23 protein-coding genes are annotated in these 26,399 nt (G+C 54.4%); 4 read left to right on the top strand and 19 right to left on the bottom strand.

What is annotated here, in order from left to right:
- Positions 1–47: 47 nt before the first annotated feature.
- Positions 48–668 carry a helix-turn-helix domain-containing protein gene (locus E0L20_RS02205; RefSeq protein WP_131632475.1) on the top strand — a complete coding sequence of 207 codons (621 nt, stop codon included), beginning with the start codon at positions 48–50 and terminating at the stop codon, positions 666–668.
- Positions 669–703: 35 nt separating this feature from the next.
- Here the strand turns inward: E0L20_RS02205 and E0L20_RS02200 are convergent, their stop codons facing one another.
- The 10 genes from E0L20_RS02200 to E0L20_RS02155 all read right to left on the bottom strand — a co-directional run bounded on the left by E0L20_RS02200 (position 704) and on the right by E0L20_RS02155 (position 12,528).
- The gene (locus tag E0L20_RS02200) at positions 704–1,231 is read right to left on the bottom strand and encodes a fimbrial protein (protein ID WP_131632474.1); all 528 of its coding nucleotides are present in this window, start codon (positions 1,229–1,231) and stop codon (positions 704–706) included.
- Positions 1,232–1,242: 11 nt separating this feature from the next.
- Positions 1,243–1,737, bottom strand: coding sequence for a fimbrial protein (locus E0L20_RS02195; RefSeq protein ID WP_165500673.1), 495 nt, complete (start codon positions 1,735–1,737; stop codon positions 1,243–1,245).
- 19 nt (positions 1,738–1,756) lie between these two features.
- The gene (locus E0L20_RS02190; RefSeq protein WP_131632472.1) at positions 1,757–2,281 is read right to left on the bottom strand and encodes a fimbrial protein; all 525 of its coding nucleotides are present in this window, start codon (positions 2,279–2,281) and stop codon (positions 1,757–1,759) included.
- Positions 2,282–2,312: 31 nt separating this feature from the next.
- A complete protein-coding gene (locus E0L20_RS02185) occupies positions 2,313–2,813 on the bottom strand; it encodes a fimbrial protein (protein ID WP_131632471.1) in 501 nt (166 codons plus the stop codon).
- Positions 2,814–2,831: 18 nt separating this feature from the next.
- Positions 2,832–3,815, bottom strand: coding sequence for a fimbrial protein (locus tag E0L20_RS02180; protein WP_165500672.1), 984 nt, complete (start codon positions 3,813–3,815; stop codon positions 2,832–2,834).
- A gap of 116 nt (positions 3,816–3,931) precedes the next feature.
- Positions 3,932–6,550, bottom strand: coding sequence for a fimbria/pilus outer membrane usher protein (locus tag E0L20_RS02175; protein ID WP_131632469.1), 2,619 nt, complete (start codon positions 6,548–6,550; stop codon positions 3,932–3,934).
- Positions 6,551–7,258: a fimbrial biogenesis chaperone gene (locus E0L20_RS02170; protein ID WP_131632468.1), complete on the bottom strand. Its 708-nt coding sequence runs from the start codon at positions 7,256–7,258 to the stop codon at positions 6,551–6,553. It abuts the gene before it with no gap.
- A 76-nt stretch (positions 7,259–7,334) separates the two neighbouring features.
- On the bottom strand, positions 7,335–7,877 hold the full coding sequence (locus tag E0L20_RS02165; RefSeq protein WP_131632467.1) for a fimbrial protein: 543 nt from the start codon (positions 7,875–7,877) through the stop codon (positions 7,335–7,337).
- Positions 7,878–8,169: 292 nt separating this feature from the next.
- On the bottom strand, positions 8,170–10,590 hold the full coding sequence (locus tag E0L20_RS02160) for an autotransporter family protein (RefSeq protein WP_165500671.1): 2,421 nt from the start codon (positions 10,588–10,590) through the stop codon (positions 8,170–8,172).
- A 321-nt stretch (positions 10,591–10,911) separates the two neighbouring features.
- Positions 10,912–12,528, bottom strand: a complete 1,617-nt coding sequence (locus tag E0L20_RS02155) for a peptide ABC transporter substrate-binding protein (protein WP_131632465.1) — start codon at positions 12,526–12,528, stop codon at positions 10,912–10,914.
- A 182-nt stretch (positions 12,529–12,710) separates the two neighbouring features.
- Here E0L20_RS02155 and mpaA point away from each other — a divergent pair, with 182 nt between their 5' ends.
- Positions 12,711–13,424, top strand: coding sequence for a murein tripeptide amidase MpaA (gene mpaA, locus E0L20_RS02150; protein ID WP_131632464.1), 714 nt, complete (start codon positions 12,711–12,713; stop codon positions 13,422–13,424).
- Here mpaA and ycjG read toward each other — a convergent pair.
- Positions 13,415–14,380: an L-Ala-D/L-Glu epimerase gene (gene ycjG / locus E0L20_RS02145; RefSeq protein WP_131632463.1), complete on the bottom strand. Its 966-nt coding sequence runs from the start codon at positions 14,378–14,380 to the stop codon at positions 13,415–13,417. The genes mpaA and ycjG overlap by 10 nt on opposite strands.
- A 107-nt stretch (positions 14,381–14,487) precedes the next feature.
- Here ycjG and tpx point away from each other — a divergent pair, with 107 nt between their 5' ends.
- Positions 14,488–14,994, top strand: coding sequence for a thiol peroxidase (gene tpx / locus E0L20_RS02140; RefSeq protein ID WP_131632462.1), 507 nt, complete (start codon positions 14,488–14,490; stop codon positions 14,992–14,994).
- Between the two features lie 37 nt (positions 14,995–15,031).
- Here tpx and tyrR read toward each other — a convergent pair whose 3' ends face one another.
- The 3 genes from tyrR to E0L20_RS02125 form a co-directional block, all read right to left on the bottom strand.
- The gene (gene tyrR / locus E0L20_RS02135; protein ID WP_131632461.1) at positions 15,032–16,573 is read right to left on the bottom strand and encodes a transcriptional regulator TyrR; all 1,542 of its coding nucleotides are present in this window, start codon (positions 16,571–16,573) and stop codon (positions 15,032–15,034) included.
- 112 nt (positions 16,574–16,685) lie between these two features.
- Entirely contained in the window at positions 16,686–17,738 is a 1,053-nt protein-coding gene (locus tag E0L20_RS02130; protein WP_131632460.1) for a YcjF family protein, read from the bottom strand.
- The gene (locus E0L20_RS02125; RefSeq protein ID WP_131632459.1) at positions 17,735–19,132 is read right to left on the bottom strand and encodes a YcjX family GTP-binding protein; all 1,398 of its coding nucleotides are present in this window, start codon (positions 19,130–19,132) and stop codon (positions 17,735–17,737) included. Before E0L20_RS02125 ends, E0L20_RS02130 begins: the two co-directional genes overlap by 4 nt.
- Before the next feature lie 155 nt (positions 19,133–19,287).
- On the opposite strand from E0L20_RS02125, the gene E0L20_RS02120 reads away from it, so the two are divergent.
- A complete protein-coding gene (locus E0L20_RS02120; RefSeq protein ID WP_131632458.1) occupies positions 19,288–20,298 on the top strand; it encodes a LacI family DNA-binding transcriptional regulator in 1,011 nt (336 codons plus the stop codon).
- A 33-nt stretch (positions 20,299–20,331) separates the two neighbouring features.
- On the opposite strand, the gene E0L20_RS02115 is transcribed toward E0L20_RS02120, so the two are convergent.
- From E0L20_RS02115 to ycjS, 5 genes are all read right to left on the bottom strand, one after another.
- Complete coding sequence (locus E0L20_RS02115) at positions 20,332–21,246, bottom strand: OmpG family monomeric porin (protein ID WP_131632457.1); 915 nt, start codon at positions 21,244–21,246, stop codon at positions 20,332–20,334.
- A gap of 67 nt (positions 21,247–21,313) precedes the next feature.
- On the bottom strand, positions 21,314–22,396 hold the full coding sequence (locus E0L20_RS02110; protein WP_131632456.1) for an ABC transporter ATP-binding protein: 1,083 nt from the start codon (positions 22,394–22,396) through the stop codon (positions 21,314–21,316).
- 2 nt (positions 22,397–22,398) lie between these two features.
- On the bottom strand, positions 22,399–23,073 hold the full coding sequence (gene pgmB / locus E0L20_RS02105) for a beta-phosphoglucomutase (RefSeq protein ID WP_131632455.1): 675 nt from the start codon (positions 23,071–23,073) through the stop codon (positions 22,399–22,401).
- Positions 23,066–25,345 carry a glycoside hydrolase family 65 protein gene (locus E0L20_RS02100; protein WP_131632454.1) on the bottom strand — a complete coding sequence of 760 codons (2,280 nt, stop codon included), beginning with the start codon at positions 25,343–25,345 and terminating at the stop codon, positions 23,066–23,068. The genes pgmB and E0L20_RS02100 overlap by 8 nt, the downstream gene beginning before the upstream one ends.
- The gene (gene ycjS / locus E0L20_RS02095) at positions 25,339–26,397 is read right to left on the bottom strand and encodes a D-glucoside 3-dehydrogenase (protein ID WP_131632453.1); all 1,059 of its coding nucleotides are present in this window, start codon (positions 26,395–26,397) and stop codon (positions 25,339–25,341) included. The genes E0L20_RS02100 and ycjS overlap by 7 nt, the downstream gene beginning before the upstream one ends.
- Positions 26,398–26,399 lie beyond the last annotated feature (2 nt).

Below are 26,399 nucleotides of genomic sequence, written 5' to 3'. Positions count from 1 at the left end.
GGCAGTCAGGGTCGATTACTTCTAACACTTTGCCTATACACTGAATAATGATTAAGAAACAAGCACTGTTACCGACCAATCAGCCTTCACCTTACGAAACTATTTTGGTGGAGCAGTTATCCCCTTACGCAAAAACGAAAGAATATCCTGTTCGCGTTCGAATATATCTGAAGGAGCAGAATGAACAGCAGTGCATTCTGTTGTTAAAGGGCGCGCTGGAGGTACATCGCCTTGATGATGATTTAATCGTCACGACGATTAACGCTCCGTCCATGATTGGTTTGAGCGTGCGGGATGTTTACGTCGTCACTGCGCAACCGTGTCGCCTGGCCACGCTATCTCTCGATCGGGCGCATTCCCTTATCGCCGAGAAAGATCTCTGGTCGACGCTGGCTATGCATCTTCAGGTGATTAACTCGAAGCTGTTTGCCTACAGCAAGCGCCTCAGCGCACCGACGGCCTATGAGATGATTTGCCACCAGCTGCATGAACTCATGAGTGAACCTGAGGCGTTTCGCACCAGCATCACGGCCGAGCGCTATATCAGGGAGAAGACGCATTTATCGCGCAGCGGGGTGATGAAGATCCTTTCCACCCTGAAAAATGACGAAGCTATCGTATTGAATGACGGTCGGCTGGTAGAGATTAAACATCTGCCGATAAGCTGAAACGCTGGCGCGTATTTCGCGCCAGCGCAGTTTGGCTAATTATACGAAAGCGTGTAATCCGCATCCGTTTTAATACTCCCGGCGCTGACGGAATCGCCCGTCCGGATATATTGTGCATAAAGCTGAATACTATTGCTACCGTCAGTGGCGCTGTTAATTACCGTAAATGACTTCCCAAGCGTGACTGGCGCACTATTCTGATCGAGCACCTGAATACCAATGCCCGAGGACTGGCCGTCGCCGGTGGTGTTTGATAATACGCCCGTGCCATAGCTGTCCTGGTGGCTGCTGCTTAAGCTGATATTAACCTGAGTATTGCTGTAGCAGTTCAGGCCTATGGTGAACGGCGTTTTTCCCGCTACTGCACCCTTTTGATTAAGCGTATTGAGCTTAACGCCATCCAGAGGAACATCAATATTTCCATCCCCGTTTACGGTACAGCCAACGGCCTGCAGTTCACCATTGATTGCGATATACCCTTCTGCATAAACGTTTGGTCCTGGCACGAGCATCAGCAATAGCGCCAGCAGGCCGACCGTCTTTATTTTATATGTACCGTTCATCCTGCCCCCAATCAATCATAAACCAAATCATATTCCGCGTCGGATTCAACGGTGCCTGGCGTCATATCCTGGCTGGTTCTTATATAGTGAACGGCAAGGGTGTACTTGCCCGCAGAGGTTGGCCGCATAACGCTGTAGGCCAGCGTATGTATTGGCGAATCATCATAGCTGGCATTCAGCAGTTCAACGCCTATGCCTGTTGCCGTTCCCTTATTTTTTAACACCGTCTGACCACCGCTGGCCGGGGTATAAATAAACTGGAAATAGGGAAATATCCCCTTAGGGCAAATAACTGAAATGTTTTTTTCCTGCCGCCCAGCGACAGAATCTACGCTGGGTAGATCGGTCGTTTTTACCGGCTCCAGATTGAAGGTTAAATAAGTACCGTCATGAATAGTACACCCTCCATTAGTCACATTACCGGCAATATTGACATGGCCGCCGTCCGCCAGCACGGGCGGAAGGTTGATCCCCATAAGCAGCATTGCGCAAAAGTATCGCAACATATCCCCTCCTTGCACCGTCTTATTCATAGTTCATCGTATAGGTCGCACTGGATAGCACGGTACCCACTCCAACCGTGCCTGTTCTGATATAGCGCGCCGCCAGCGGAATCGTTTCTGATGCCCCCGAGCTGCTGGTGACTGTCCAACTGGACCCCATCGCTATGGGGCTATTCGCCCCGCCGTGTAAATCAATGAGCTGCGTACTCACGCCCGACGCCGTGCCGGTATTCTCCAATACCGTGTTATCTCCGTAGTCGGGATCGTTGTCTCCGGCGAACGAGATTGTCACCCTGGCGCCGGCGGAGCAGCTTAACGTAATGTCGTATTCGGCGCTTTGTCCCCAGGTACTGCCTACGCTGGGGAGGTCGGTATCGTGTACATCGCCCAGCCCAATATCGACATCCGTGGCGCCAGAAACAGAACACCCGCTGCTCGCCACCGCGCCATGGACGGTAATCGTTCCGGTTTCGGCCTGGGCTAAGGAAAAAACGAGTTCATTTAATACGATGAAAAAGGTAAATAATAGTCGCGAGAAATTCATCATGTTCTCTCATTCACTTTGCTGACAGTCAGGATTATTCATAGTCCAGGGTGTAGGTAGCACTACTTTCCACCGTGCCGGTGGCAAGGGTTCCGGTGCGAATATACTGCGCAGCGATAGGTACGGTATTTGTTGCCGCCGTGCTGTTAATTAATACCCAACGATCGCCCATTACGATGGGGGTATAATTGTCATTCACATTCAATAGCTGGATGCCGACCCCCTGCGCCGTGCCGGAATTATTGAGGATGGTATTATCATTAGCGCTGTGGTCGCCGTTAATGGTCATATAAACAACAACGCCGGTATCGCAGCTTAGCACTATGTTTTGCTCCTGCCGCCCCGTGGTGGAGTCTACCGAAGGCAGATCGTCGGTCATTGCGGTCGATAAATCATAGGTTAAATTGGTCCCGCTGGTGACCGAGCAGCTTGATGTTAAAAGGTTTCCAGTGACATGTACGGAACCATTGCTTGCCGCCGACGCGTGCCAGGCAGCGACCGTTAATATAAGGGGAAATAACCGATGCCCTTTCATAATGCCTCCCTGCCCTTATTAGTCATAATCAAGCGTATAGGTTGCACTGGCATCAACCGATCCTGCGCTCAGGTCGCCGGTACGAATATAGCGTGCCGCAATGGGGATCGTCGCGGTCGCCCCTGCATTGGTGACGGGGCTAAATCGATAGTTCATGTTTATAGGGTTATTATTTCCATCATGCAGATCGATCAGCTGAACGCCGATCCCCTGCGCCGTACCGTTATTTTGCAACACAGACGTATCGCTTGTTCCGGATGCCTGGCTACCGGAAAACGTGGCGTAAACGTTAGTTCCGGCATTACAACTCAGCGAAATGTCTTTTTCGCCGCTTTGCCCCCAGGTACTTCCCACCGACGGTAAATCGGCCTTGTGCGCGTCTGCCAGCGTAATCGTCATATCCTGGTTATTGGCGATCGTGCACCCGCTGGCGGAAATTGTTCCACTGAAGTTCACCGTGATTTTTGCGTTGCCTTCATTCCCCGAGGCGCTACCGTAGCCCACGCTTCCGGACAGCGCGCCGCTGCCAACGGAGGTGGCCGTTTTAATCAGATTCAGTTTTGGCGTAATCGAAATGGTAAACACCTCCCCCCAGCCGATATCGCTCATTGAAAAGAGTTGCGCGCTAGAGTTCGCCGTAATCCAACCGCTGTGGCTGGAGCTGTGCCCTTTATTGGAGGTAATGGGCATGTCTGCCCCAAACTGCACGCCAATGCCGGGTATATTGGTGCTAAAGGTCTGGCGCCCGTTATAATTGCCGACATAACCGAGCTGCGCGGTAATTCCCCCATAAAACGTTTTGCTCCAGGTAAACGACGATTCGCAGGTGGCAAACGCCACCTTGTCGTAAGATTGGTCGCCCGTGATTGATTGCCCTACCGCGATATCGGATGAGACGTTGACCGGGGAAATATTGACCATCGTCGAGCCGACAGTGGTTTTACAATCCGCGGCAAGTACCGCGTGGGGAATGACGCTGGCAGCGGCAATAAGCGTGAACATCAGGACCCGGCTATAAGCCCACCGTATTATTCCCGCTCGTTTTTTGTTGTATATTTGCATGTTGTTTCTAACCCTACGTTCAGTCGTTTCTCAATGGGATACCCGACGGAGAGGCATTACCGGCACACCAAATCCAGCGTTTTTACGCCGCTGCTCTTTTGCGCATCGTCATCATCAAGTTGATAGTGGGCATGACACTGCTCGCTGGCCTTTTTGCCCCACAGCGCAAGTATCTCTCCCTGCTGCGGCATCCCGCTCAGATAGACGTCACTCTTGTCATCCACGATCCCGGTAACGTCGTCAGCGTCGACCAGGCTCGCCGTCGTGCCGAAAGGAATGCCCGTCCCCGGGTGCTGTAGATGGACGAGCAGCCGGGCACCTATGTGGGTCTTAAAGCCTGCCATCACCACCGCGCCCTCGGTCGGTACCACATCCTTCGAGTTCGTCTCTACCTCTGCATCACCCGCCAGGGATTTCGTATCCAGCCGCACGGTGGTTTGTCGGTAAGGCGTCAGATAGGGAACCACCGCGTAGCCGCGCCAGTCGGTCGCCACCCCCGTGCCGTTTTCCACAATGGCATCGCTAACGCCTGGGGACCGCACAATCGCAATGGACTGAATGTCCTGATTTAACGCCTGAGAGAAGGTCACCCCATGGGGATGCACCACGATCCCGCCCTGAAGGCCGTAGTTCACCTGACGACTGTCCGGATCGTAGTTGTAGCCAGCGCTGACTTCCCCCTGGCTGCCGGTATAGTCGAGGGTCATCGTTCCGTTACTGCCGGCGTCATCGTGGTTGCTGTAGCCTTCCATCACGCTGTAGCTCAGGTTATCGTGCGCCAGCGCCGTGCCGTACAGGCTGACCTGCTGCGTCGTGTCGCCATGCCTGTTGGTGTTGACGTTATAGCCGGCGTAGGCGTTATGCAGCCATTTATCCAGCGGGATGCTGACGTTCATCGCCGCCTGATGATCGTTCTCGCTGCCCGGCGTGCTGGTGAAGTTATAGTTAATGCTGTAGGTGATCCCCAGAATCGAGGTGTTGTAGCCTACGGAGAGGCTTCGTTCGTACCCTTCATCATCCCAATAATCCTGTTGATAGCCGTTCACATAGACCGAGCCCCAGCCTTCACTCAGTGACTGACTCAACGAGACCTGCCAGCGTGTACGTTTGTTGTGGCTGAGATCGAACTCGTCCCGATCGTTTTCGCCGTCGTCGTTGTCATCATCGACGTGCAGATCGGCGGCATCCTGAAAGCTGTAATAGCCTTTCGTTGAGTAACGATAGGCCGCCAGCGTGAGCGTTGAGCCTGTGCTCAACATGCTTTTGGAATACTGGGCGCGATAGGACTGGCCGTCCTTATGCTCACCCGTGCTGAGATCCGCCGAGGACAAGGACATATCCAGCGAGATTGACCCCAGCTCCCCGAGGGTAAAACCCATCCCCGCCAGGCCATTCTGATATTCATCCGACAGCTGCGAGCCGCCATAGGCCGTGAGGTCGTGCGGCAGGCCGTATATCATCGTCATCTGGGCGAATTTGGGTTCTTCACCGTCGCTGTTGCTACGGTATTTTCCACCGGTGACATCGTATTTCAGATGCCCTTCGCGCTGCATAATCGCCACGCTGGAAAAGGGCTGCACGAACGTACGCTCGCGCCCGTCAGACTCCTTTATCGTAACCACTAGATCGCCGTTGGTTGAGTTCGGATAAAGATCGTTTATCTCAAACGGTCCGGGGGGCACCTGCTTCTGGTAGATCACGCTGTTATTCTGGCGAATGGTGACGGTGGAATTGCTTGATGCAATACCGCGGACCGTAGGGGCAAAATTGCGCAAGCTGTCCGGCAGCATGTTGTCATCGGAGGCCAGCTGAATACCGCGAAACGTAAAGCCATCGTAGACATCCGAGGGCGTGGTGGCGTCCCCCATCGTAAGCGCCCCGTCCAGCCGCTGAATATCGCGCTGCAAAAAGGTGTTAATAGAGTTCCAGTGATTCTCACTGCTGTCCCCGCGATCGCCGGCGCTCTGCGGGTCGTCGCCGGTGTCTCCGGACGGCGCTTTGCTGTAGGTCCAGGTACTGTAGTTTCGCAGTCGCCATGCCCCCAGATTCAGACCACTGTGTAAATTTAAGAAATAGCTGTCCTCATGGCCGCCGCTGTCGTCGTCATCCCGCCAGGTATTAGAGCCGTTAAAATCGTAGCCAACAATCAGGGCCGGGACGCCTTCGTCCCACAGCGAGGGGCTAACGGAGCCCTGCGCGGCGCTATCAACATTCGCCTGCGGAATCGTCAGGTTGAGCCGCAACTGGCTGAAATCCAGCGTAACCTGACTCTCCGGAATATAGTCGACAAGGTTATCTATTTTGGTTTTTCCCGCCAGGCCGGGAATGTCGCTGACCTTTACCCCCCACTGTTCCAGCAGCGTGGCGGAAAGCAGCGGCGTAAGCTGGCCCTTTTTGTTCTGTACGAACTCCAGCACCCGCGAGTCGATCAGTTGATGGTTAATGTACACCTCAACAAGGTAGCGGCCCGGCAGTTCGGACCCGGTGTTGGCAAATTTGCTGAGGTCGACGTTGAGTTTTGGCCCGCTGGTTTCAAGGGCTGCCATATCGAACTCGTCTTCGGCCCGAACGCTATCAACCCCCTGCAGCATAAACAGTAATGCACATGCGAGAGGCGTCAGGCGAAATGCTCTCCTCCTTTTATCGCCCGGCGGGCTTGCTGAGGGTTCACGCATTTACACCCCCCCGTCCATCACTGGCGATGCAGAGCCATAATCATTGATATACTGCCAGGTGACTTTGCCCACGGCGCCCGCCGGGAGGGAGTATTCCTTACTTCCATGCGGCGCAACCATGGTAAAGGCCGTATTCACCTTGACTCCCCCCACGCTCATGTTGAAAAAGGTCAAATACCAGGGCGTCGGGTTGGTGACCGCGATCGTATTGCCGTTACGCCTGAACGTGATTTTTTGGAACTCTTTTTGCGTTGGGTCGCCGAGCCCTGCCGGACGATAGAAAATCTTAATGCGGTTCTTTAACGAAAATCGCAGGACATTCTTCCCTTTATCCGCAGGATTATTTGCCGGAATGGCTTTAACATCCAGCCAATAAACAGATTCGCGATCGGCCGGGAAATTGCCGCTGGTCTTAATGACGCGAATACCATTTTCAGTGCCGGGCTCCAGACGAAATAAAGGTGGCGTAACGGTAAAAGGTAATTTCCCCGTTGTGCTGGGCTGGTCGCCTTTTGGCCCGTTATCATCAACAAAACTCTGGATCAGATAGGGATATTTATCCCCATTTTCGCTTTTAACCTGAATTGAGGCTTCATTACTATCGCCATGGTAAATAAGACGCGTACCGCTAATAATGACGCCGGCGTGCGCAGATGTCGCGACACCCAGGCATGTCGCCAAGAGGCAATGAATAACTGACTTTCTCATGGATCGGGTTTTCCCTTGTTATTCCAGACACCAAAGCAGAGCATCCATGCTCTTACGTATTCCCTGAGCAGAATTATTACTGATAGCTGATGGTGTAGTCTGCGTGAGAAACCAGCGAACCCGCCGAAGCCGCATCACCCACGGCGATCATGCGGGCGGTAAAAGGAATATGCGCTTCGGAAGAAGTAGCATCGGAGTTTGGCGTCAGTGCTGACGTGACGTCGATAACCTCATCCGGTGAAACCTCGGTATTCGCCCCATCATAGAGCTGTACGCCAACGTTGGTTGCCGCGCCCTCGATGGCTTCGTTAGTGAACGCGGTGTTCATCGTAGAATCCTGGTTACCGCTAAAGGTGACGCTGGCCGCCGTGACCGTAGTCGGGCAAGACGTCAGGTTCAGCGTGAAGTTCGTCGCAGGCCCCGTATCGCCAGATTTTGCCAGATCGACCGTATTGACCGTACCCAGATTCAGGGTTGGATTAGTCTGATCGTTAATATCAATCGTGCAGGTATCCGCGGTCACCGTACCGGTAAAATTAATCGTACCGTCTACCGCATGTGCTGCCCCCATCCCAACGGTGAACATCGTTGCCACCATTATTGCTAATTGCTTTTTCATAAATACCTCAAGTTAATATTTCAGTTCCATTTTATTCGCTTCATAAAATTCAGACGCACGAGCCCGCGATGAATAAATTCGTGTTCATCTGAATTAAATCAGGTGGAATATCACCTTTAACTACCGCCGCAATTAAGTATGAGCACTTACAGTTCTTTACGCCACTACATTAGCTATCCAGGATTGGATAGCTAATTTTAAAATATCATCAGAATATTCAGCGCAATATAATTAGCCTGCAAACATAAAAAAGCCCGGTAATATTACCGGGCTAGTTTTCATATATTCAGTCTTAGAAGCGATAGCTTAGCATCACGTCCCCCGCGACAGCGGCGTCAATCGCATGACCAAATTCAGTGGCGACCTGCACCTTTCCGGCCCAGCGCGGCGTAAAGTCCACCATCACGCCCGCCGCTGCGGTTCCTCCGTTGAGATCCTCTCCGCTGAATGAGTAGTCATCCGTATTCAGTTCGGTAGAACCGCCGAACTGCGCGTTGTACCCCAGCGTCAGATAGGGCTTCACGTCCTGCACAGCGGGCACGGCTACGTGGGTCATCATGCGTTCGCCACCGCCCGCAAAATAGTTCGTCTGTTTCCCGTCGCCAATATCGCTGTATCCGTCGCTATAGCCGTCTGTCTTAACGTTTACATAGCCCAGGGTGGTATAGGGCTGGAATTCAATACGATTCGCAACGAACGTTGCCCCCACTCGCCCCTGCAACAGCCAGGTGTTGCCATCATAGTCTCCGTGTCCCCGGATCCCGTCGTCATTTCCTGAGGCGCTATAGGACATATTTCCCCATGCGACAACGGCGTCAGAGAACCAGCGGATATCGCGGGTTTTCGGCTGCTCCCAGCGGCCATACAGGCTATAGTAGGTGCCGTTGATACTGTTGTGGCCGTCCTTATCCTGTAAATCCAGGGCGTTATGCAGCCAGGCGTTAGCCACCCCGACGGTCAGAGAGTCCCCGCTCGCTAAATCGACGCTCAAATACCCGCCGAACTGAGCGCCGCTGATGTCGTTCTGATACTTCGTCTGTCCCGCCTCGCGGTTACTGCCAGCGTACAGTCCGGACAGCCAGACGTTGCTTCCTCCGGTGCGCATATCCAGATGGCCGGTAATATCGTCTGCCACCCGATGGATCATATCGTCGCTGGCGACCAGCCCGGCCTGCGCTGCCTGAATATCACTCACGACGTTGCTCTTGTCATCCGGCACCGGCGTATCGTCAATAAACGACACCGCCCATGTTGAACCGTCCAGCCCTGCCGCCTGGGAAGCACTTTCATCTGTGGCAACGTATTTAATGTTGTCGTAAATGTATGACCCGCTGCGCACCGGGGAAAGCGTCCCGGAGGTTCCATTCTGAACGGCAACCGTTTCGCCGCTGTTGAAATAGAAGTATTTCGCCTCATCGCTGTTCACCAGCGAGGGGTCCAGATAGTTAATATTGACGCCAACGGTGTCAAATCCGGTGATTTGCATGGCGTCACTGACGCTATCTCCGCCAATGACCGCGTTGCTGTTAATATTGATTGTCAGATTATCTTCCGCGCTCCCGTCATTGGTGGCGATATTGCCGTCATAACGCGCATTCGCCAGGTTGACGGTACTGCTGGTAGTAATGGAGGAATCGTCATGGCTGGTGCTAAACTGGATATCGCCATTCAATATCGCGCCGTCAATATTGACGCTATTCTCCGTCCCGATAGCCAACACGTCACCGTTCACGGCGGCATTATCGCTAAGCGACACCGTAGAACTTCCGCCGCCGAACGTTTCGGCGGCCACATTGCCATTAATCTGACTATTTTCAATATTAATGGTGGCATTGCCGCTACCGGAATACTCACTGTCCGTCTCGCCTGCGGAGGCCACAATAGCGGTTCCCCATGAAGGCGTATTTTGTGCAATAGAGCTGTTCCTGACCGTCACGGTGCTACTGCTGTAGGGGTTGCTGGTGCTGGCGCTAATTCCATTGGTTAGGGACGAATTATCAATCTCGGCATTGACGGCGCTTCCTGAGTTATTTCCTGTTCCGGACGTAATCGTCACATCATTATGCGATCCCGTCTGGATGATAGTATCCCCCTCCATTAACACATTCACCGTGCCTTTTTCGGATTCGACATACACAGGGTAATTTTCCGAGGATGAAATAACGCCGGAGGTGTCTATTGTACTGTTAGTCAGGGACACGTTTGTCGTTTTATCATTGTCAGCTCCCGAGGCGGCGTTGGTTTCATGAATATGAATTTCTCCGTAAAAGACACTATCCTCTGCGGAAAACACCACATTACCGTCAGCTTCATTCACAAAGGTGGCGCCATTTAACGCTGAGTCAGTGATAGCGATGGTCGTGTTCATATTCAGCGCCGTCTGCGAGACAGAGAGCGCCGTACCTGACGCCGCGCCGCCGCCAATAGTGCTGTTATTGAGCTGGACGTCCACGCCCCCGCCGCTTATCGCTATTCCACCGGCAGAGGTCGTCAGGTTATCCGCCTGCAGCGATGCTTCACCGGACGTACTTGCCCCTTCGTTTATGGCAACGCCCGGTGCGCTTATCGCGCTGTCAGTAAACGACAGCGAAAGATCGCCATCATAATTATATTTGTAGTAACTGGCTGCTGACTCATAATCTTTCTCAGTGCAGATAATATCATCCGCCCCCGAGCAATTAGCTGCCCAGGCGTGAGCAGCAACGACCGACAAACACACCGGACTATATTTTAATATTCGATTGATAAAATACATAAACCCCTCGTCAAAAAATCAATGAAATAAGGCAGGTCTTTCCCTAAGGCAACAAAAAGTTAGCCAGTAATAAACGACAAAATTTAAACAACACCGTCAGCCCTAGTATTGACAGCGTCGGCCGGAGAGTGGAAGTAGATATGAATAAATAAGAGTCAGGCTAAGGGAGCGCTATAGAAATTATAGATAGTAAATCTGGCTTGTCACCGTCCTATATTGGACGGTGATATTTAATAACGAGGGGAAGAAGCTGGCGCGGGATCGCGCCAGCCAGAGTATTTAGTGCTTTTCGATATACATCGTGCGGCTGTACGCCACGTCTTCCGGGTTATTAATTGGATACCCTTTTACCCAGGGTTTAATCAGTCGGCCATTGGTGTACTGATAGATTGGCGCGATCGGCGCTTTTTCGGCGAGGATCTTCTCGGCCATGTTGTAATCTGTATTGCGCGCTTTTTCCGTCGTTTCAAGCGTCGCCTGGTGAATAATCTTGTCGTAGGCGGGATCGTTGAAGCGGGAGATGTTGCCGCTGTGGGATGAGGTCAGCAACGACAGGAACGTCGACGGCTCATTGTAATCGCCAACCCATGAGGCGCGAATCACATCAAAATTACCGGTGTTACGGCTATCGATGTAGGTTTTCCACTCCTGATTCTGCAGCTTGACGTCGACACCCAGGTTCTTCTTCCACATCGATGCAACGGCGATTGCGATCTTCTGATGGTTTTCCGATGTGTTATACAGCAACGTCAGCTTAAGCGGACGCTGGGGACCGTAGCCCGCCGCCAGCAGCAAGGTTTTCGCCTGCGCGTTCAGCTCCTGCTGCGACATTTGCTCAAACGGTGACGGCTCTGGGGTAAAGCCTGCCGTCACGTCAGGGGTAAAGTGCCATGCAGGCTTCTCCCCAGTACCTAACACTTTATCCGCCATAATACGGCGATCGATGGTCATACTCAGCGCCAGACGGACTCGCGCATCTGCCGTTGGGCCTTTTTGCGTGTTAAAGGCATAGTAGTAGGTTCCCAGCTGCGGCGGCGTATAGACCTGGCCTGGAATATCTTTGAGTAATTTTTGATACATATTTTTCGGGAACGATTCGGTGATATCAATATCACCCGCCAGGTAGCGTTTGGTTGCTGAAGATTCCTGGTTGATCGGTATAAACGTCACTTTTTTCAGAACGGTTTTTGCGTTGTCCCAGTAGTGAGCGTTCGGCTCTACGACCAGCTTTTCATTCACCACGCGATCCTTGAGTACGTAAGCGCCATTTCCAACCAGCGCCCCCGGGCGAGTCCACTCTTTGCCGCTCTCAACGTTAGCTTTCTGCACCGGATAAAACGCAAAGTTGGCCGTCAGGTTACTAAACCACGGCAGCGGTTTATCCAGCTGAACGCGCAAGGTTTTGGCATCAACCGCCGTAACGCCCAGCGTCTCGGGCGTCGCTTTCCCGTCAATAATCGCCTGCGCGTTGCTGATACCCGCTAGCGCCGCAAACCAGGCAAAGGGAGACGTCGTTTTAGGGTCAACCAGACGCTGCCAGCTGTAGACAAAATCTTGTGCGGTGACGGGCGTACCGTCGGACCATTTCGCGTTGTCGCGCAGCGTGAACGTCCAGGCACGGTTATCGTTACTCTGCCAGCGCGTCGCCACGCCCGGCACGATTTCCCCTTTCTCGTTCTGATTAACCAGCCCTTCAAAGAGATCGCGGATCACCTGAATCTCCGGAAGCCCCACGGCTTTTGCCGGATCGAGCGTAGCCGGTTCATCTTTAATGTGCCTGACCAGCTCCTGCTTTTGCGCCAGCACGGTGCCTTGTGGAACATCAGCAGCAAAAGAGAGGGAAGATAGCCCGCACAGGCAGAGCGCAGAGAAAAGTAGCGAAACAGGATGCTTCATGAGATCCCCTTAAGAAGTCGGTAAAACGCAGATGCGTAATTATTTGTTTTGAAAAGGCGAAATGCAAATACCTTAGTCCGTAAAGTTGATATCTGACAACTCTCCGCCCTTAATGAAACTATTTGATTAACCGCGAGTTTTGCACAACACTGCCAGTAGACACTTCTTTATCAGGATTTCCTATGGCTCTCACCCGACCAAGAACGGAACGTGGCGCATTTCCGCCAGGCACCGAACACTACGGAAAGTCATTTTTGGGCGCGCCCCTGATTTGGTTTCCGGCCCCTGACGCCGACAGAGACAGCGGCCTGATTATTGCCGGCACCCACGGCGATGAAAATTCATCCGTTGTCACCCTCTCCTGCGCGCTGCGAACGCTCGCCCCGGCACTGCGTCGACATCATGTGATTTTGACCGTAAACCCGGACGGCTGTCAGCTTGGGCTGCGGGCAAATGCGAGGGGGATCGACTTAAACCGTAACTTTCCGGCGGCAAACTGGCGCGCGGGGGAAACCGTGTATCGCTGGAACAGCTCGGCTGAAGAACGAGACGTCGTCCTGCTGACCGGAGAAAAGCCAGGCTCAGAGCCAGAAACGCAGGCGCTTTGCCAGCTTATCCATAAGATCCATCCCGCCTGGGTTGTCTCCTTCCACGATCCGCTGGCCTGTATTGAAGATCCGCGCCGCACCGCGCTGGGACAGTGGCTGGCGGATGCTTTCGCCCTGCCGCTCGTGACCAGCGTCGGGTATGAGACCCCCGGTTCGTTTGGAAGCTGGTGCGCCGATCTGGATCTGCACTGCATCACGGCAGAATTCCCCCCTATTTCCTCCGATGAGGCGAGCGAAAAATACCTCGAGGCGATGGTGGAACTGCTGCGCTGGCAGCCTCAGAGATGAAGCGTACCGCTGGTAAAGTTCAGCGCGGGTGAAACATCCACGGCCAGCCAGGTCGGGCCGTCCAGATCGGCAAAACTCACCTGATTAACCAGCGGCAATGCCGCATTGATCGCCCGGGATGTACAGAGCATGCATCCCAGCATCAGTGAAAACCCCTGCGCCCGCGCGTCTTCCGCCAGGGCCAGCGCCTCCGTCAGGCCGCCGGTTTTGTCGAGCTTGATATTAACCATATCGTAGCTGCCTGCTAAACCAGCCAGGCTCTCGCGGGTATGGCAGCTTTCATCTGCGCATATCGGCAGCGGATGGATAAAGTTTTTCAGCGCCGCATCATCGTCTGCGGGTAACGGTTGCTCCAGCATGGCCACGCCCAGATCCGCTAAAAGCTGGCAACGCGCCGCCAGCCCTTCGGGATGCCACGATTCGTTTGCATCCACAATCAGCGTGGCCGCGGGAACGGCCGAGCGAATGGCAACCATACGTTCAGTGATTAAGTGGTCGTCGAGCTTAACCTTCAACAACCTGGCACCTGCTTCATACAGGGCTTTGGCACTGGCTGCCATCTGCTCTGGCTCACCGATCACCACCGTTTGCGCAGTGACTACCGAGGCGGGCAAGGTTACGCCGACCACCACAGGTAAGGATGTTTGCCGCGCGGCCGCCTCCAGGCTCCAGAGCGCAGAGTCAATTGCGTTACGAGCCGCTCCTGCCGGTAAGCGCTGCTGCAGCGCCTCGCGCGAAAGCCCCGTTTGCAGGGCTGGAACCAGAGTCATGATTTGGGCCATTACGGAAGCCAGACTTTCACCGTAACGGGGATACGGCGTACATTCCCCCACGCCTTTTACGCCGTCTTCTTCGATTTCCACCACGACCACGCCTGCCTCGCTCCGGCTGCCGCGCGAGATGACGAACGGGGTATGTAATGGCCAGGCTTCTTCATAGACCTTAACGCTTCTCATCACTGACTCCTTGCGGCCCGGTAAGGCATAAAAATTGGTTTGCCGTGCTAACTGCGGATGACATACACTAGCCCCGACGTTAACTATATGTAAACAGGAAGATATCTATGTCACAACTCGTTCATTTCCAGGGCAACCCGGTTGCTGTTGCAGGTTCCATTCCTCAGGCTGGTAGCAAGGCACAGGCTTTTACTCTGGTGGCTAAAGATCTGTCTGACGTCACATTGGGCCAGTTTGCTGGCAAACGCAAAGTCCTGAACATTTTCCCAAGCATCGACACCGGCGTCTGCGCCGCTTCCGTGCGTAAATTCAACCAGCTGGCAACTGAAATGGACAACACCGTGGTGCTGTGCATTTCTGCTGACCTGCCGTTTGCCCAGTCTCGCTTCTGCGGTGCCGAAGGCCTGAGCAACGTCATCACCCTGTCTACCCTGCGCAACGCTGATTTCCTGGAGAAGTACGGCGTTGGCATTTCTGAAGGGGCGCTGAAGGGCCTGGCCGCGCGTGCCGTTCTGGTTATCGACGAAAACGACAGCGTGGTGTTCAGCGAGCTGGTGAACGAAATCACCACCGAGCCGGATTACACCGCCGCGCTGGATGCGCTGAAAGCGTAATCGCATAAAAAAAGCCTCTGCAAAGAGGCTTTTTCATTTAGTCTTCACCCTTCTTCTGGTTCAGCCCATATTCGCGCAGCTTATTCGCAATCGCGGTGTGCGATACGCCAAGGCGTTTAGCCAGCTTGCGGGTGCTGGGATAGCTACGATAAAGCTGAGTCAGCACGGAGCGCTCAAAACGGCTGGTGATATCATCCAGCGACCCTTCCATCGCTTCCTCGCCCACCGACACCGTTCCGGCATCGTAGTCCGGCAGCAGAATATCCTGCGGTCGCAGTTCGTACCCTTCCAGCTGCGTCAACGCACGGTACACGGCATTCTTGAGCTGACGGATATTCCCCGGCCAGCCGTAGCGCGTGAGCACCGTACCGAGATCGGCGGAGAGTTTCGGACGCGGCACGCCCTGTTCATCGGCGAAACGCGCCACAAACAGCTCCGTCAGCGGCATGATGTCCTGAGGGCAATCGCGCAGCGGCGGAATGTTAAGCGTCAGCACGTTCAGGCGGTAATAAAGATCCTCGCGGAATTCGCCTTTCTGCACCAGCTCGACCAGGTTTTTCTGGGTGGCGCAGATGACGCGAACATCAACGTGGACTTCATGATCCTCGCCAACCCGACGGAAGGTACCGTCGTTGAGAAAACGCAGCAGCTTGGCCTGCATACGCGGCGACATCTCACCGATCTCGTCAAGCAGTACAGACCCGCCCGTCGCCTGTTCGAAGAAGCCCTTCTTACCTTCCGGCGCATGGCCAAAGAGTTCGCTTTCAACGGCATCTTCAGGGATAGAGGCGCAGTTCAATGCCAGATACGGTTTTGCGGCACGCGGGCTTGCCAGGTGCACCGCGTGGGCCAGCAGATCTTTGCCCGTGCCCGTATCGCCGGTGATCAGCAGCGGCGCGGTTAAGTTGGCAAGCTTGCGGGCCTGATCGACCACGTGGCGCATTTTCGGGCTGACGGCAATAATCTGGCTGAATGCCCCAACGTCCTGGCTGGAGAGATTCTGCAGCTGACGACCCATGCGTACGGTCGAGCGCAGCATGATCACGGCCCCGGTCAGCACCCGGGCGTCATTCTCGCCTTTCAGGTACACCGGCGTAATTTCCATCAGGAAATTTTGCCCGTTAATCACGACATGTTCGCTAAGGGTATTCTGCGGATTGCTGTCCAGCCAGCGCTGGAAGTTAAAGCCGGGGATGAGCTGCGTCGCGTGGTGATGACTGAGCTTTTCCTGGCTTTGCGCAAATAGCTGGCAGCTCGCCTGGTTAACGCGCTCGACTTTGCTTTTCAGATCCAGAGACAGGAAAGGCTCCGGCATGGCTTCCAGCAGTGCGCTTAGCGCCAGGTGCTCGCGCTCGGACGGCATCCAGGGAATGGTGCGTACATCCGTAACGCCAGCGATACGGCGGATTTCCGCCATCAGGCTGCTGAAGGTATTAAATTCAATTTCGGCAAAATTGAGGTAAATTCGCCCGACAGGGTCAATCTCGATGCCACGTAAATCAATGCTACGTAAAACAAGAAGATCGAGTAACTCGCGGGTCAGACCGAGACGGTCTTCACAAAAGACTTCCAGACGCATGGGAAATTCACCGTTTAAGCCATTAACGCTAAAATGATATGTCAGATCACGGTGTTCGGGAAGGTGGCTGTCAACAAATATTGACAGCCAGCACGAATAGTAAACAAATCGTTTACTGAGTCGGTTTTTTATTGAGCGTCTCTTTGAGCTGGCCGATTAACTCGCGGCGGAAATCGCCCAGCCGTGGCTTATCGCCGTCAATCCACGGCAGAGGACGGCACACCTCCATCGCCTTAATACCCAACCGCGCGGTGAGTAATCCGGCACCAATCCCCTGGGCCGCGCGTGCGGACAGACGCGCAGCGATATCCTGCGACATCCAGTCCATGCCGACTTCACGCACCAGCTCGCTGGCCCCGGCAAACGCGATATTCAGCAAAACCAGCTTGAACAGGCGCAGGCGGCTGTAGTAGCCAAGCTCAATGCCATACAGGTTTGCGATACGATTGATCAGGCGCAGATTGCGCCAGGCGATAAAGGCCATGTCCACCAGCGCCAGCGGGCTGACGGCGATCATTAACGTGGATTCAGCGGCGGAGCGGCTGATTTCCCGACGCGCCTGCGTATCCAGTACCGGCTGGACAATATGAGAATAGAGCGTCACCATTTCCAGGTCATTCTGCGTTTCATGAATAGCGGCATACCAGCGCTGAAGCGCAGGATGCGACTGGTCCAGCCCTGCCTGAGCGGCAAGCTTTTCACAAAATGCCCGCCCCTTGCCGGTGGCGTGGCTGTGTAACAGATCCCGCGCTTCGTCACGCTCATGCGCGCGCTGTCGAAGCCGCCACAGGCGCCGCCACTCTGTTGCTACCGACCCTACGCCAGCCCCAACGATCAGCGCACCTGCAGCACAACCGCCCATGGCAACCCAATCCTGTGTTTGCCAGGCATTGACCGCCCACTGCACGCCCTGTCCCACCACGCTGACGCCAAACAGCACCAGCCCGGCGGTGACCATTTTGCGCCACAGGCTGCGCTTTGGACGCAGGGCGGCGTCAACAACCGCTTCTGCCGGGCCGTCCTCAACAATCAGCTCGTCGGCCACTGCGGGAGAGAAGTTTTCCGCCTGCGGGCCGCTGAAGGTCTGAGCCGTTTTAAACGCCTCCTGCCGCTCTTTCTCAAGCGTCCCGGTAAAGTCAATGCGCGGTTTTAACGGTTCCGTCATCGCAGTTTATCTCCTATTAAAAACTCCAGCGCCGCATCCAGACGAATATGCGGTAAAGGCTGATCCACATTCATCGTTTGCGGACGGAAGGCTTCAAACTGGAAGCCCTGATTCTGCCAGAACGCCTGCCCCGGCAGGCGCGCCGGCACTTCTCCCGGATAGACCGTCAGCGGCTCACCGTCGCTGAGACGATGGCCGCGCAATGCCGGGATTTTCTCGCCGTTAACGTCAATCAGGCCGCTCTGCGTTGCCTGCACGGATGCCAGCCCAAGGCAATCCATACTGATGCCTTCAAACGCGGCATTCTGCCAGGCGTCCTGCACCAGCTGCTGGAGCAGCGATACCATATTGGCATGCTGATCGACCGTCACGTGGTCGGCCTTGGTGGCAGCGAACAGCAGCTTGTCTATCACCGGTGAGAAAAGCCGACGGAATAAGGTGCGCTGCCCGTAGTGAAAGCTCTGCATCAGCTGCGTGAGCGCGAGGCGCATGTCGTTGAATGCCTGCGGCCCGCTGTTGAGCGGCTGCAGGCAATCCACCAGAACAATCTGTCGGTCAAAGCGTAAGAAGTGGTTTTTGTAGAAGCCCTTCACCACTTTTTCGCAGTAATAGTGATAGCGCTCGCGCAGCATTCCCGCGTTGGTATGTTTATCTGCCTGCGCCAGCTTTGACTCGCCGATACCGTCGACATCCGGCCACGGGAAAAACTGCAGCGCTGGCGCACCCGCCAGATCCCCTGGCAGGACAAACCGCCCCGGCTGGATGAAATGCAGCCCTTCCTGTTTACATTGGTGAAGATACGCCGTCCATGCCTCTGCAATGGCGGCCAGCCGGTTTTCATCCGCAGGCGCAAGCGGATCCAGGCCTTCGCAAAGCTGCCGCCATTTCATCGACCACTCTGCACGTTGCCCCTGCAACAGGCCGGTCATCTGCCGTGACCAGGTAAGATAGTCCTGCGCCAGCATAGGCAAATCAAGCAGCCACTCTCCGGGATAATCCACAATTTCAAGATAAAGCGTGGAGGTATCTTTGAAGTGGCGCACCAGGGATTCATTTGAGCGGAAGCGCAGCGCGAGGCGGATTTCGCTTACGCCACGGGTAGGCGTCGGCCAGGCGGGCGGATCGCCGTAAAGCTGTGCCAGACCTTCATCGTAGGTAAAGCGCGGAATACCAAAGTCGCGTTGCGGCACGCGCTTAACGCCCAGAAGGCGCTCTTCCCGCACTGCGCTCAACAGCGGCAAACGCGCCCCGGAATGCAGATTGAGCAGCTGGTTGACCATTGCCGTGATAAACGCCGTCTTACCGCTGCGGCTCAATCCCGTTACCGCCAGACGCAGATGACGATCGACGCCACGGTTCACCAGAGAATTAAGTTCGTTTTTAAGTCGCTTCATCGCCGTCCTTCATTGTCTCGAAGCCTGGAATGACTCGCTTCAGAATACAGTAAATTGGGGCAGATCGTTGATTATCAATTCTTAATTATTGCTATTGCCGTTTTCTCTCCAGTAAGATGAACGCCATTGCTGTCCGTCTGGAGTGAGTAAGGTGTATGTCACCCACCATCTATGATATTGCACGTGTTGCTGGCGTTTCAAAATCAACCGTGTCACGCGTTCTGAATAAGCAAACCAATATTTCCCCTGAAGCGCGTGGAAAAGTGTTGAAGGCGATTGAAGAATTAAATTATCAACCAAATAAGCTGGCCCGCGCCCTGACCTCTTCTGGCTTCGATGCCATTATGGTTATTTCGACCCGCTCCACGAAAACCACGGCAGGTAATCCTTTTTTCTCTGACGTGCTTCATGCCATTACGGCAAAAGCAGAAGAGGAAGGTTTTGACGTTATTTTACAAACGTCTAAAAGCAGTGAAGACGATTTACTGAAGTGTGAAAGTAAAATAAAACAGAAAATGATCAAAGGGATCATCATGCTGAGCTCACCGGCGAATGAATCCTTTTTCTCGCGACTCGACGCTTACGGCGTACCGGTCGTTGTCATCGGTAAAGTTGAAGGCGAATTTCAGAATATTTACTCAGTAGATACCGATAATTTCCATGACAGCGCCACGCTGACCGATAACTTCATTGCCAACGGACGCTGCAAAATTGCCTGTATGCATGCCCCGCTGGATTACCACGTTTCTATTGACCGCCTGGCGGGCTATAAATACAGCCTGCAAAAGCACAATATTGCCATTAACGACGACTGGATCATTGACGGTGGATATACCCACGAGAGCGCGCTAACGGCGGCGATTCAGCTGCTCTCCTCGGCGACACCGCCCGATGCGGTCTTTGCCACCGACAGTATGAAGTTACTCAGCCTCTATCGTGCTGCGGACGAGCTAAATCTGATGATCCCTGAACACGTGGCCATTGCAGGGTACAGCGATCCGATGCTGTCTCTCATCCTGACGCCCGCGCCGGGTGGGTTTGATATCCCAACGCGCAGGTTGGGCGAAGAGAGTTGTGACCTGCTCTTCAAACGCATTGCAGGTAAACCCGCTCAGCATAAGGTGCTGGTTGAGACCCATTTTACGTTTGCCGACGCTCTTCGCTAAACCCGGGGGCCCTCGCCCCCGGCTAACTGCTTATCAGAACGCGTAGTTCACGCCAACGCCCGCATAGTGGAAGCGGTCGTTGTCGCCTTCATCGTGGTTTTCCCACTCGTAGGCGTATTCCAGCGTCATGGATAAACCATTGTTGAAATCATACGCATAAAGAAGCCCAAGGCGGTTGAAGTCGTGGCCTTCACGCTCCGGATCGTCCTGCCAGTCCCAGTTTGACCAGCGGTCAAGCCCAAGGCGGGTATAAGGCGTAAGCGTCGTCTGGCCTAATGACACAGGCAGGTATGCGCGAATTTCCTGCGTGGAAAACTCACCGTTATTACGGGAACTGTCCATATTGAATCCACGCTCTAAATAGTAATTCACTTTAGCCGCGAAGGTTTCGTTAATGGTCCACGTAAAGCCGGTTTCCGTTTCGACGCGGCTGTCGGAATAGCCGGTTTTTTCCAGATCGTTTGCAAACTGATACATCGCAAACCAGCCGCCAAAACGCCAGTCGTCGGTTAATTTAATATCCCAGTCAGGCTGCACTTTGTAGCGCTGCATATTTGCACTTCCGTCTTTGGCACCCTGCTCATCTTTAAAATGATAACCATAGTTGCGGAAGCCTCCGGTCAGCCCAAACGTAAAATCGTCGGTGCCAATAAAGCGATAGCGTAATTCTAATTCAGGGCGATCAAAATAGGTCCCTCGGGTCATACTGCTGTAGTCAACCGGCCCCTCCTGATACATAGCCATTGAGATTGTCCATGCATCCCATGTCGCATTGAACCAGACGGAAGGTTCATATAATCCATCTTTATCGTCGCCCTGACCTTCGACGTTTTCAATTTCATACATGGCACCAATATTAAAGTCCCAGTGTTTTGCTGTTTCTGATGCTTGCGCGCAGCTAACCCCTGCGCACAGCACGAGCGCAGCACTTTTTAGTAGAGTACTCATTAAAATATTCCCTTTATAATTAACAAACAAAAAAACCGGAAATAGATATTTCCGGCGAACACCTTTCTTATCTAATAGCCGCTTCAGTTTCCGCGTCGAAGAAATGGCACTTATTCATATCGAACTGGATCGTAATAGTATCGCCTGCAGCATAGTCATTCGCTGCCCCTGCGCGTACGACCACTTCATGTCCTCCAACGGTGGCATAGAGCATAAATTCGGCCCCCGTCAGCTCCGCGACGCTGACTTTTGCCGCAATATTCTCGCCTTCAGCTTGTGGGGTTAAAATATCCTCCGGACGGACCCCGAACACTACGGCTTTACGCTGGTATCCTCTGGCGTTCAGCACAGCGAGCATACCCTCGGGGATCTCCAGACGCAGCGTTTCCGTCACGAAGAAACGATCGTCGATTGCCCCACGGATAAAGTTCATGGCCGGCGAGCCGATAAAACCTGCCACAAACATGTTTGCGGGCTCGTTATAAACCTGCTTAGGCGCCCCAACCTGCTGAATGAAGCCATCTTTGAGGATCACGATGCGGGTTGCCATCGTCATGGCCTCCGTCTGATCGTGGGTGACGTAAATCATCGTGGTATTAAGCTTGTGATGAAGCTTGCTGATTTCTGCCCGCATCTGTACGCGCAGTTTGGCGTCAAGGTTGGAGAGCGGTTCATCCATCAGGAACACACCGGCTTCACGGACGATCGCCCTCCCTAAAGCCACGCGCTGGCGCTGGCCGCCGGACAGGGCGCCAGGCTTGCGCTTGAGGTACTCGCGCAGACCGAGGATCTGTGCCGCCCAGCTCACGCGCTCTTCAATAATTGCCGGCGCTATTTTTTGCATCCTGAGGCCAAACGCCATGTTGTCGTAGACCGTCATGTGCGGATAGAGCGCGTAGTTCTGGAAAACCATAGCGATGTCGCGTGACTTTGCGGGCACGTCGTTCATGCAGACGCCGTCAATGATCAGCTCGCCGCCGCTGATCTCCTCCAGCCCGGCGATCATGCGCAACGTTGTCGATTTGCCGCAGCCTGATGGCCCCACGAAAACAATGAATTCCTTATCCTCAATCTCGAGATTGAAATCCTTAACCACGTGGACCTGGTTATCGTAGATTTTCTGAATGTGCTTCAGGGAGAGTTGAGCCATTGTTAGTTCCTTTTCAGTTCTGATCGAGACGCCCAAAAATCCGTCAGGCATTTCCAGGTCAGTTCCCGCGTTGAATGAAGTTGTAGTCCCGCGTGCTTCAGGTCCGCCCCAATTCCCACCGACAACATCCCTGCCGCGTTGATAGCCTCAACGCCCGCTACGGCATCTTCAATACCGATGGCCTGCTCGGGATGAACATGCAAACCAGCGCAGGCAGTAAGAAATATTTCTGGATCCGGTTTTGAGCAGACAATGCGCGATGCATCGACGCAATAATCAAAAGCCTGATGGATACCCAGCGCGTGCAAAATCTTAGGGGCGTTCAGAGAAACAGACGCCAGCCCAATCTTGACGTTCGCCGCCCTAATCTTTGCCAGCACCTCGCCGATGCCAGGAAGAACGGATTGCTGGGTTAGCGAAGCCAGCGACTGGACATAGCGTTCGTTCTTTTTACTGGCGAGAGCCAGACACTGCTTATCGCTGAACATGCCCTCTTTCCCGCCGTGGCGAAGGATGCGCAGCAGAGAGTCCATACGGCTTATCCCCTTGAGCTGCTCGTTAAAGGCCTCATCAAAGGTGATACCCATCTCCTGCGCCACGGAACGCCATGCCAAAAAATGCAGGTGCGCGGTATCGGTGATGACGCCATCCAGATCGAAAATAACCGCTTTAAGCATCGTCACTCACCTCCGTGGTAGCGGTCCCATTAACAGGCGTAAGAAAATCCTTCATTGACCAGACCTGCCGCCCCGATGTCATTACCGCTTTTCCCCACAGCGTTAAGCTGACGGGCGACGTGGTTTCGATCGTTAGCGCCTTGTTTTCAAAGGTAAATAGCATGCGCGCATCCCGCCAGCGCAGGGGGAATGCGAATTTTTTCCAGTGCAGCGGCATCGCAGGAGCAAGATGTAACGCCCCGTCGATTATCTGTAAACCGGCAAATCCCTGGATCACGCCGGACCAAATCGCCCCCGTCGCGGCAGCGTGAATGCCGTCATCGCTGCTGTGCGGATCGTCGCCCAAATCGATCGCGATACCCTCCCGCCAGAAGGCATATGCGCTTTCGATCTCTCCGCAACGAGCGGAGACAATCCCATGGATGGCTTTGCTCAGGGAAGAATCGTGAATGGTTCGCGGCTCGTAGAACGCGAGGCTGGCGGCACACTGCTCTGACGTAAAACGCTCCGGCAGCAGGTAGTTGAGCATCACGACATCAGCCTGCTTGAGGATCTGCATCTCATTGACCTCCGCACGCGAGTAGTCCAGCAAAATGGTCTGTTTCCCGGCTTGCGCTTTATAGCGACTCAAATCGATGGCCGGTTTAGCCATGAAGCTGTCATCCTGCGGCACTACGCCATCTGCATTAGCTTCGGGGAGCCATAAACGCGTCAGGAAGCGGTTAGCATTTTCCGTAAAGCGCGCGTCCTTGCGCTCAAACCGCGACATGAACTGGCATGCGCTGGCCACGTTCTGCCAGGCCATATAGTTGGTGTAGGCGTTGTTATTAACGTGCTCCGTGTATTCATCCGGCCCGATCGCATCATGAATTTCCAGCCGCCCATTCACTTCCGTCGCCCGCCCCATCCAGAACGATGCGGTTTCCATGAGTAACGACAGCCCTTCATTGCGCATAAATTCATCGTCATGCGTCGCCTGCCAGTAGGCGACGACGGCCCAGGCGATGTCCGCCACAATGTGGTGTTCAGCGAGCGCCGAGGCCACCTTCTGGCGCAAGCCCGTCCGGATATTGATCGCCGCAAATTCCGGCGTCTCTTCCTGACCGCTGGCGGCACTTTCCCACGGGAATAACGCCCCCGGCCAGCCGTTGCGGCGGGCTTTTTCACGCGCGCCAGGCAGGTTATGCCAGCGATAGCGCAGCAGGTTGCGGGCGACCTGCGGACGCGTGAACAGGTGGAAAGGCAGCATAAAGATTTCGGTATCCCAGAATACGTGACCCTTGTAGCCTTCCCCGGTCAACCCCTTCGCCGCAATGCTGCTTCGCTCATCATGGGCGGGCGTCATGGCCGTCAGATGCCAGACAGCATAGTCCAGCGCCAACTGATCCTGCGCATGCGGGGAGTCAATCCGTACCCGGCAGTCTTGCCAGACGGTTTCCCAGGCGCGTGCGGTGCTGTCGAGCAAAGCCGCATAGCCTCTTGCCGCGCAAGCCTTGAGGTCGGCTAGCGCACCGCGCGCGAACGTTTCCTGTGAAAGCGCTTTGTCGCTGCGATGAACGATCCAAACCAGTTTTTCAAGCGTGACAGTGTCACCCTGCGGTACGGTCAGGGCGTGATGCACCGATACGCGTCGATTCTTTGCGGTGAAGCAGCTATCGCTGTCAGCCGAGAGACGACAAAATGCGGAGATCGCCACGTCAGCTGTGCGATCCTGCGTTTCATACACGCCCTGCATAACGTGCTGGTCGAAGACTCTTACGGAAGCTTCGTCCAGGTGCTGTCTGCCGCTGTTCGTTTGCGTCGCGTCAATACCGGTCTTCAACACAACCTGCGCAGGCGCATCGAGCGGTGTGATCGACAGCTGCATCGCCATTAGCGGCAGCTGATCCAGCGATACAAATCGTCGGCTCTCCAGACGGTAGCGCTTCCCTTCCGGTGAACACCACAGAACGCTGCGGCGCAGCTCGCCATTAGCGAAATTCAGTTCTCGCTGCCAGGCCACCGTCTCACCGGACAACAGAGTAAAATTCACCCCATCCAGTTCGATTTCAGTTCCAATGACATCGGGAAGGTTGACCAGTTCGTTAGTCTCGTTGCGCCCAGCCTGATGATAAAGGCCCGCGAGGTACATCCCGCGCGTTTGCTGGGTATAGGCTTCCTCATGGGTCGCGCGGATGCCCATGTAGCCGTTGCCGCAGGCCATAATGGAGGCATATTTATTCAGGCTATGCGGGCAAAAACCCGGATCGGTTAAAGAAGACAGGTTCAGCATAACGTTACGCTTTCCCCTGTTTCCGCCGCCTCATACAAGGCGGCGACCAGCTGCTGGATAACCAGCCCTTGCTCTGCGTCGGCGATCATCACCGGCTCTCCCATAACGTGACGAACAAAAGCCTCCATGCTGCGTAAATGGCGCTGGTCATCCGCCTCTTCACGCTGCATAAGGGTCTGCAAAACCCCTGCCTCATCCGTGTAGACATGCATCGGGAACAGCGTGGCCCCCGCTTTCTCACCGCAGAATGAAACATTCATGATGGACTGCTCGCGGATATTAAGCGCAAACGACGTATCCAGACGCAGAATGCCGCCGTTACAGAATTCAATCGTGCCAAAGAGCGCATCTTCAACGGTAAACTGAGCGGGGTCCCACTCGCCGAACTGACCGTTGTTTTTATGATTACCGATCTTCTGGAAGCTGTGTGCCGTCACGCGTTTCACCGCCGGGAATCCTAAGACGTACATCGCGGCATCCAGCATATGAATACCGATATCAATCAGCGGCCCACCACCCTGTAACGACTTATTGGTAAAGACGCCCCAGCCCGGCACACCGCAGCGACGCAGGGCTTGCGCCGTCGTCACGTAGATTTCGCCCAGCGTGCCGTTCTGCACGGCCTCACGCAGCAGCTGCGTATCGAGGGCAAAGCGATGATGAAAATCATACGCCAGCACTTTTCCCGCCCTGCGGGCCGCTACCCGCATTTCATCAGCCTGCTGTGGCGCCATGGCTGGCGGCTTTTCACACATCACATGACACCCGGCTTCCAGTGCCGCCATGACATGTTCAAAATGGAACCGGTTTGGTGAACAGACGCTCACCACATCCGGCTTAACCACCCGCAGCATCTCGTGTATGTCGTGCCATGCAGAGCGAATAGCATGGCGTTCGGCAAACATCTGAGCCTGTTCAAGGCGGCTGTCCATGACGGCCACCATTTGAACATCACTGCGTGTGGCGTAATACGAGGCATGCACTTTGTCTGCGACCTGCCCGGCGCCAATAATGGCGACGCGCAGAGGCAAAGATGTTGAAGCACTCATCACGC

The sequence above is a fragment of the Enterobacter wuhouensis genome (assembly GCF_004331265.1).
GTDB classification, from domain to species: domain Bacteria; phylum Pseudomonadota; class Gammaproteobacteria; order Enterobacterales; family Enterobacteriaceae; genus Enterobacter; species Enterobacter wuhouensis.
Note: the sequence above shows the minus strand (reverse complement) of the source record. Positions and strands in the feature narration are given on the sequence as shown.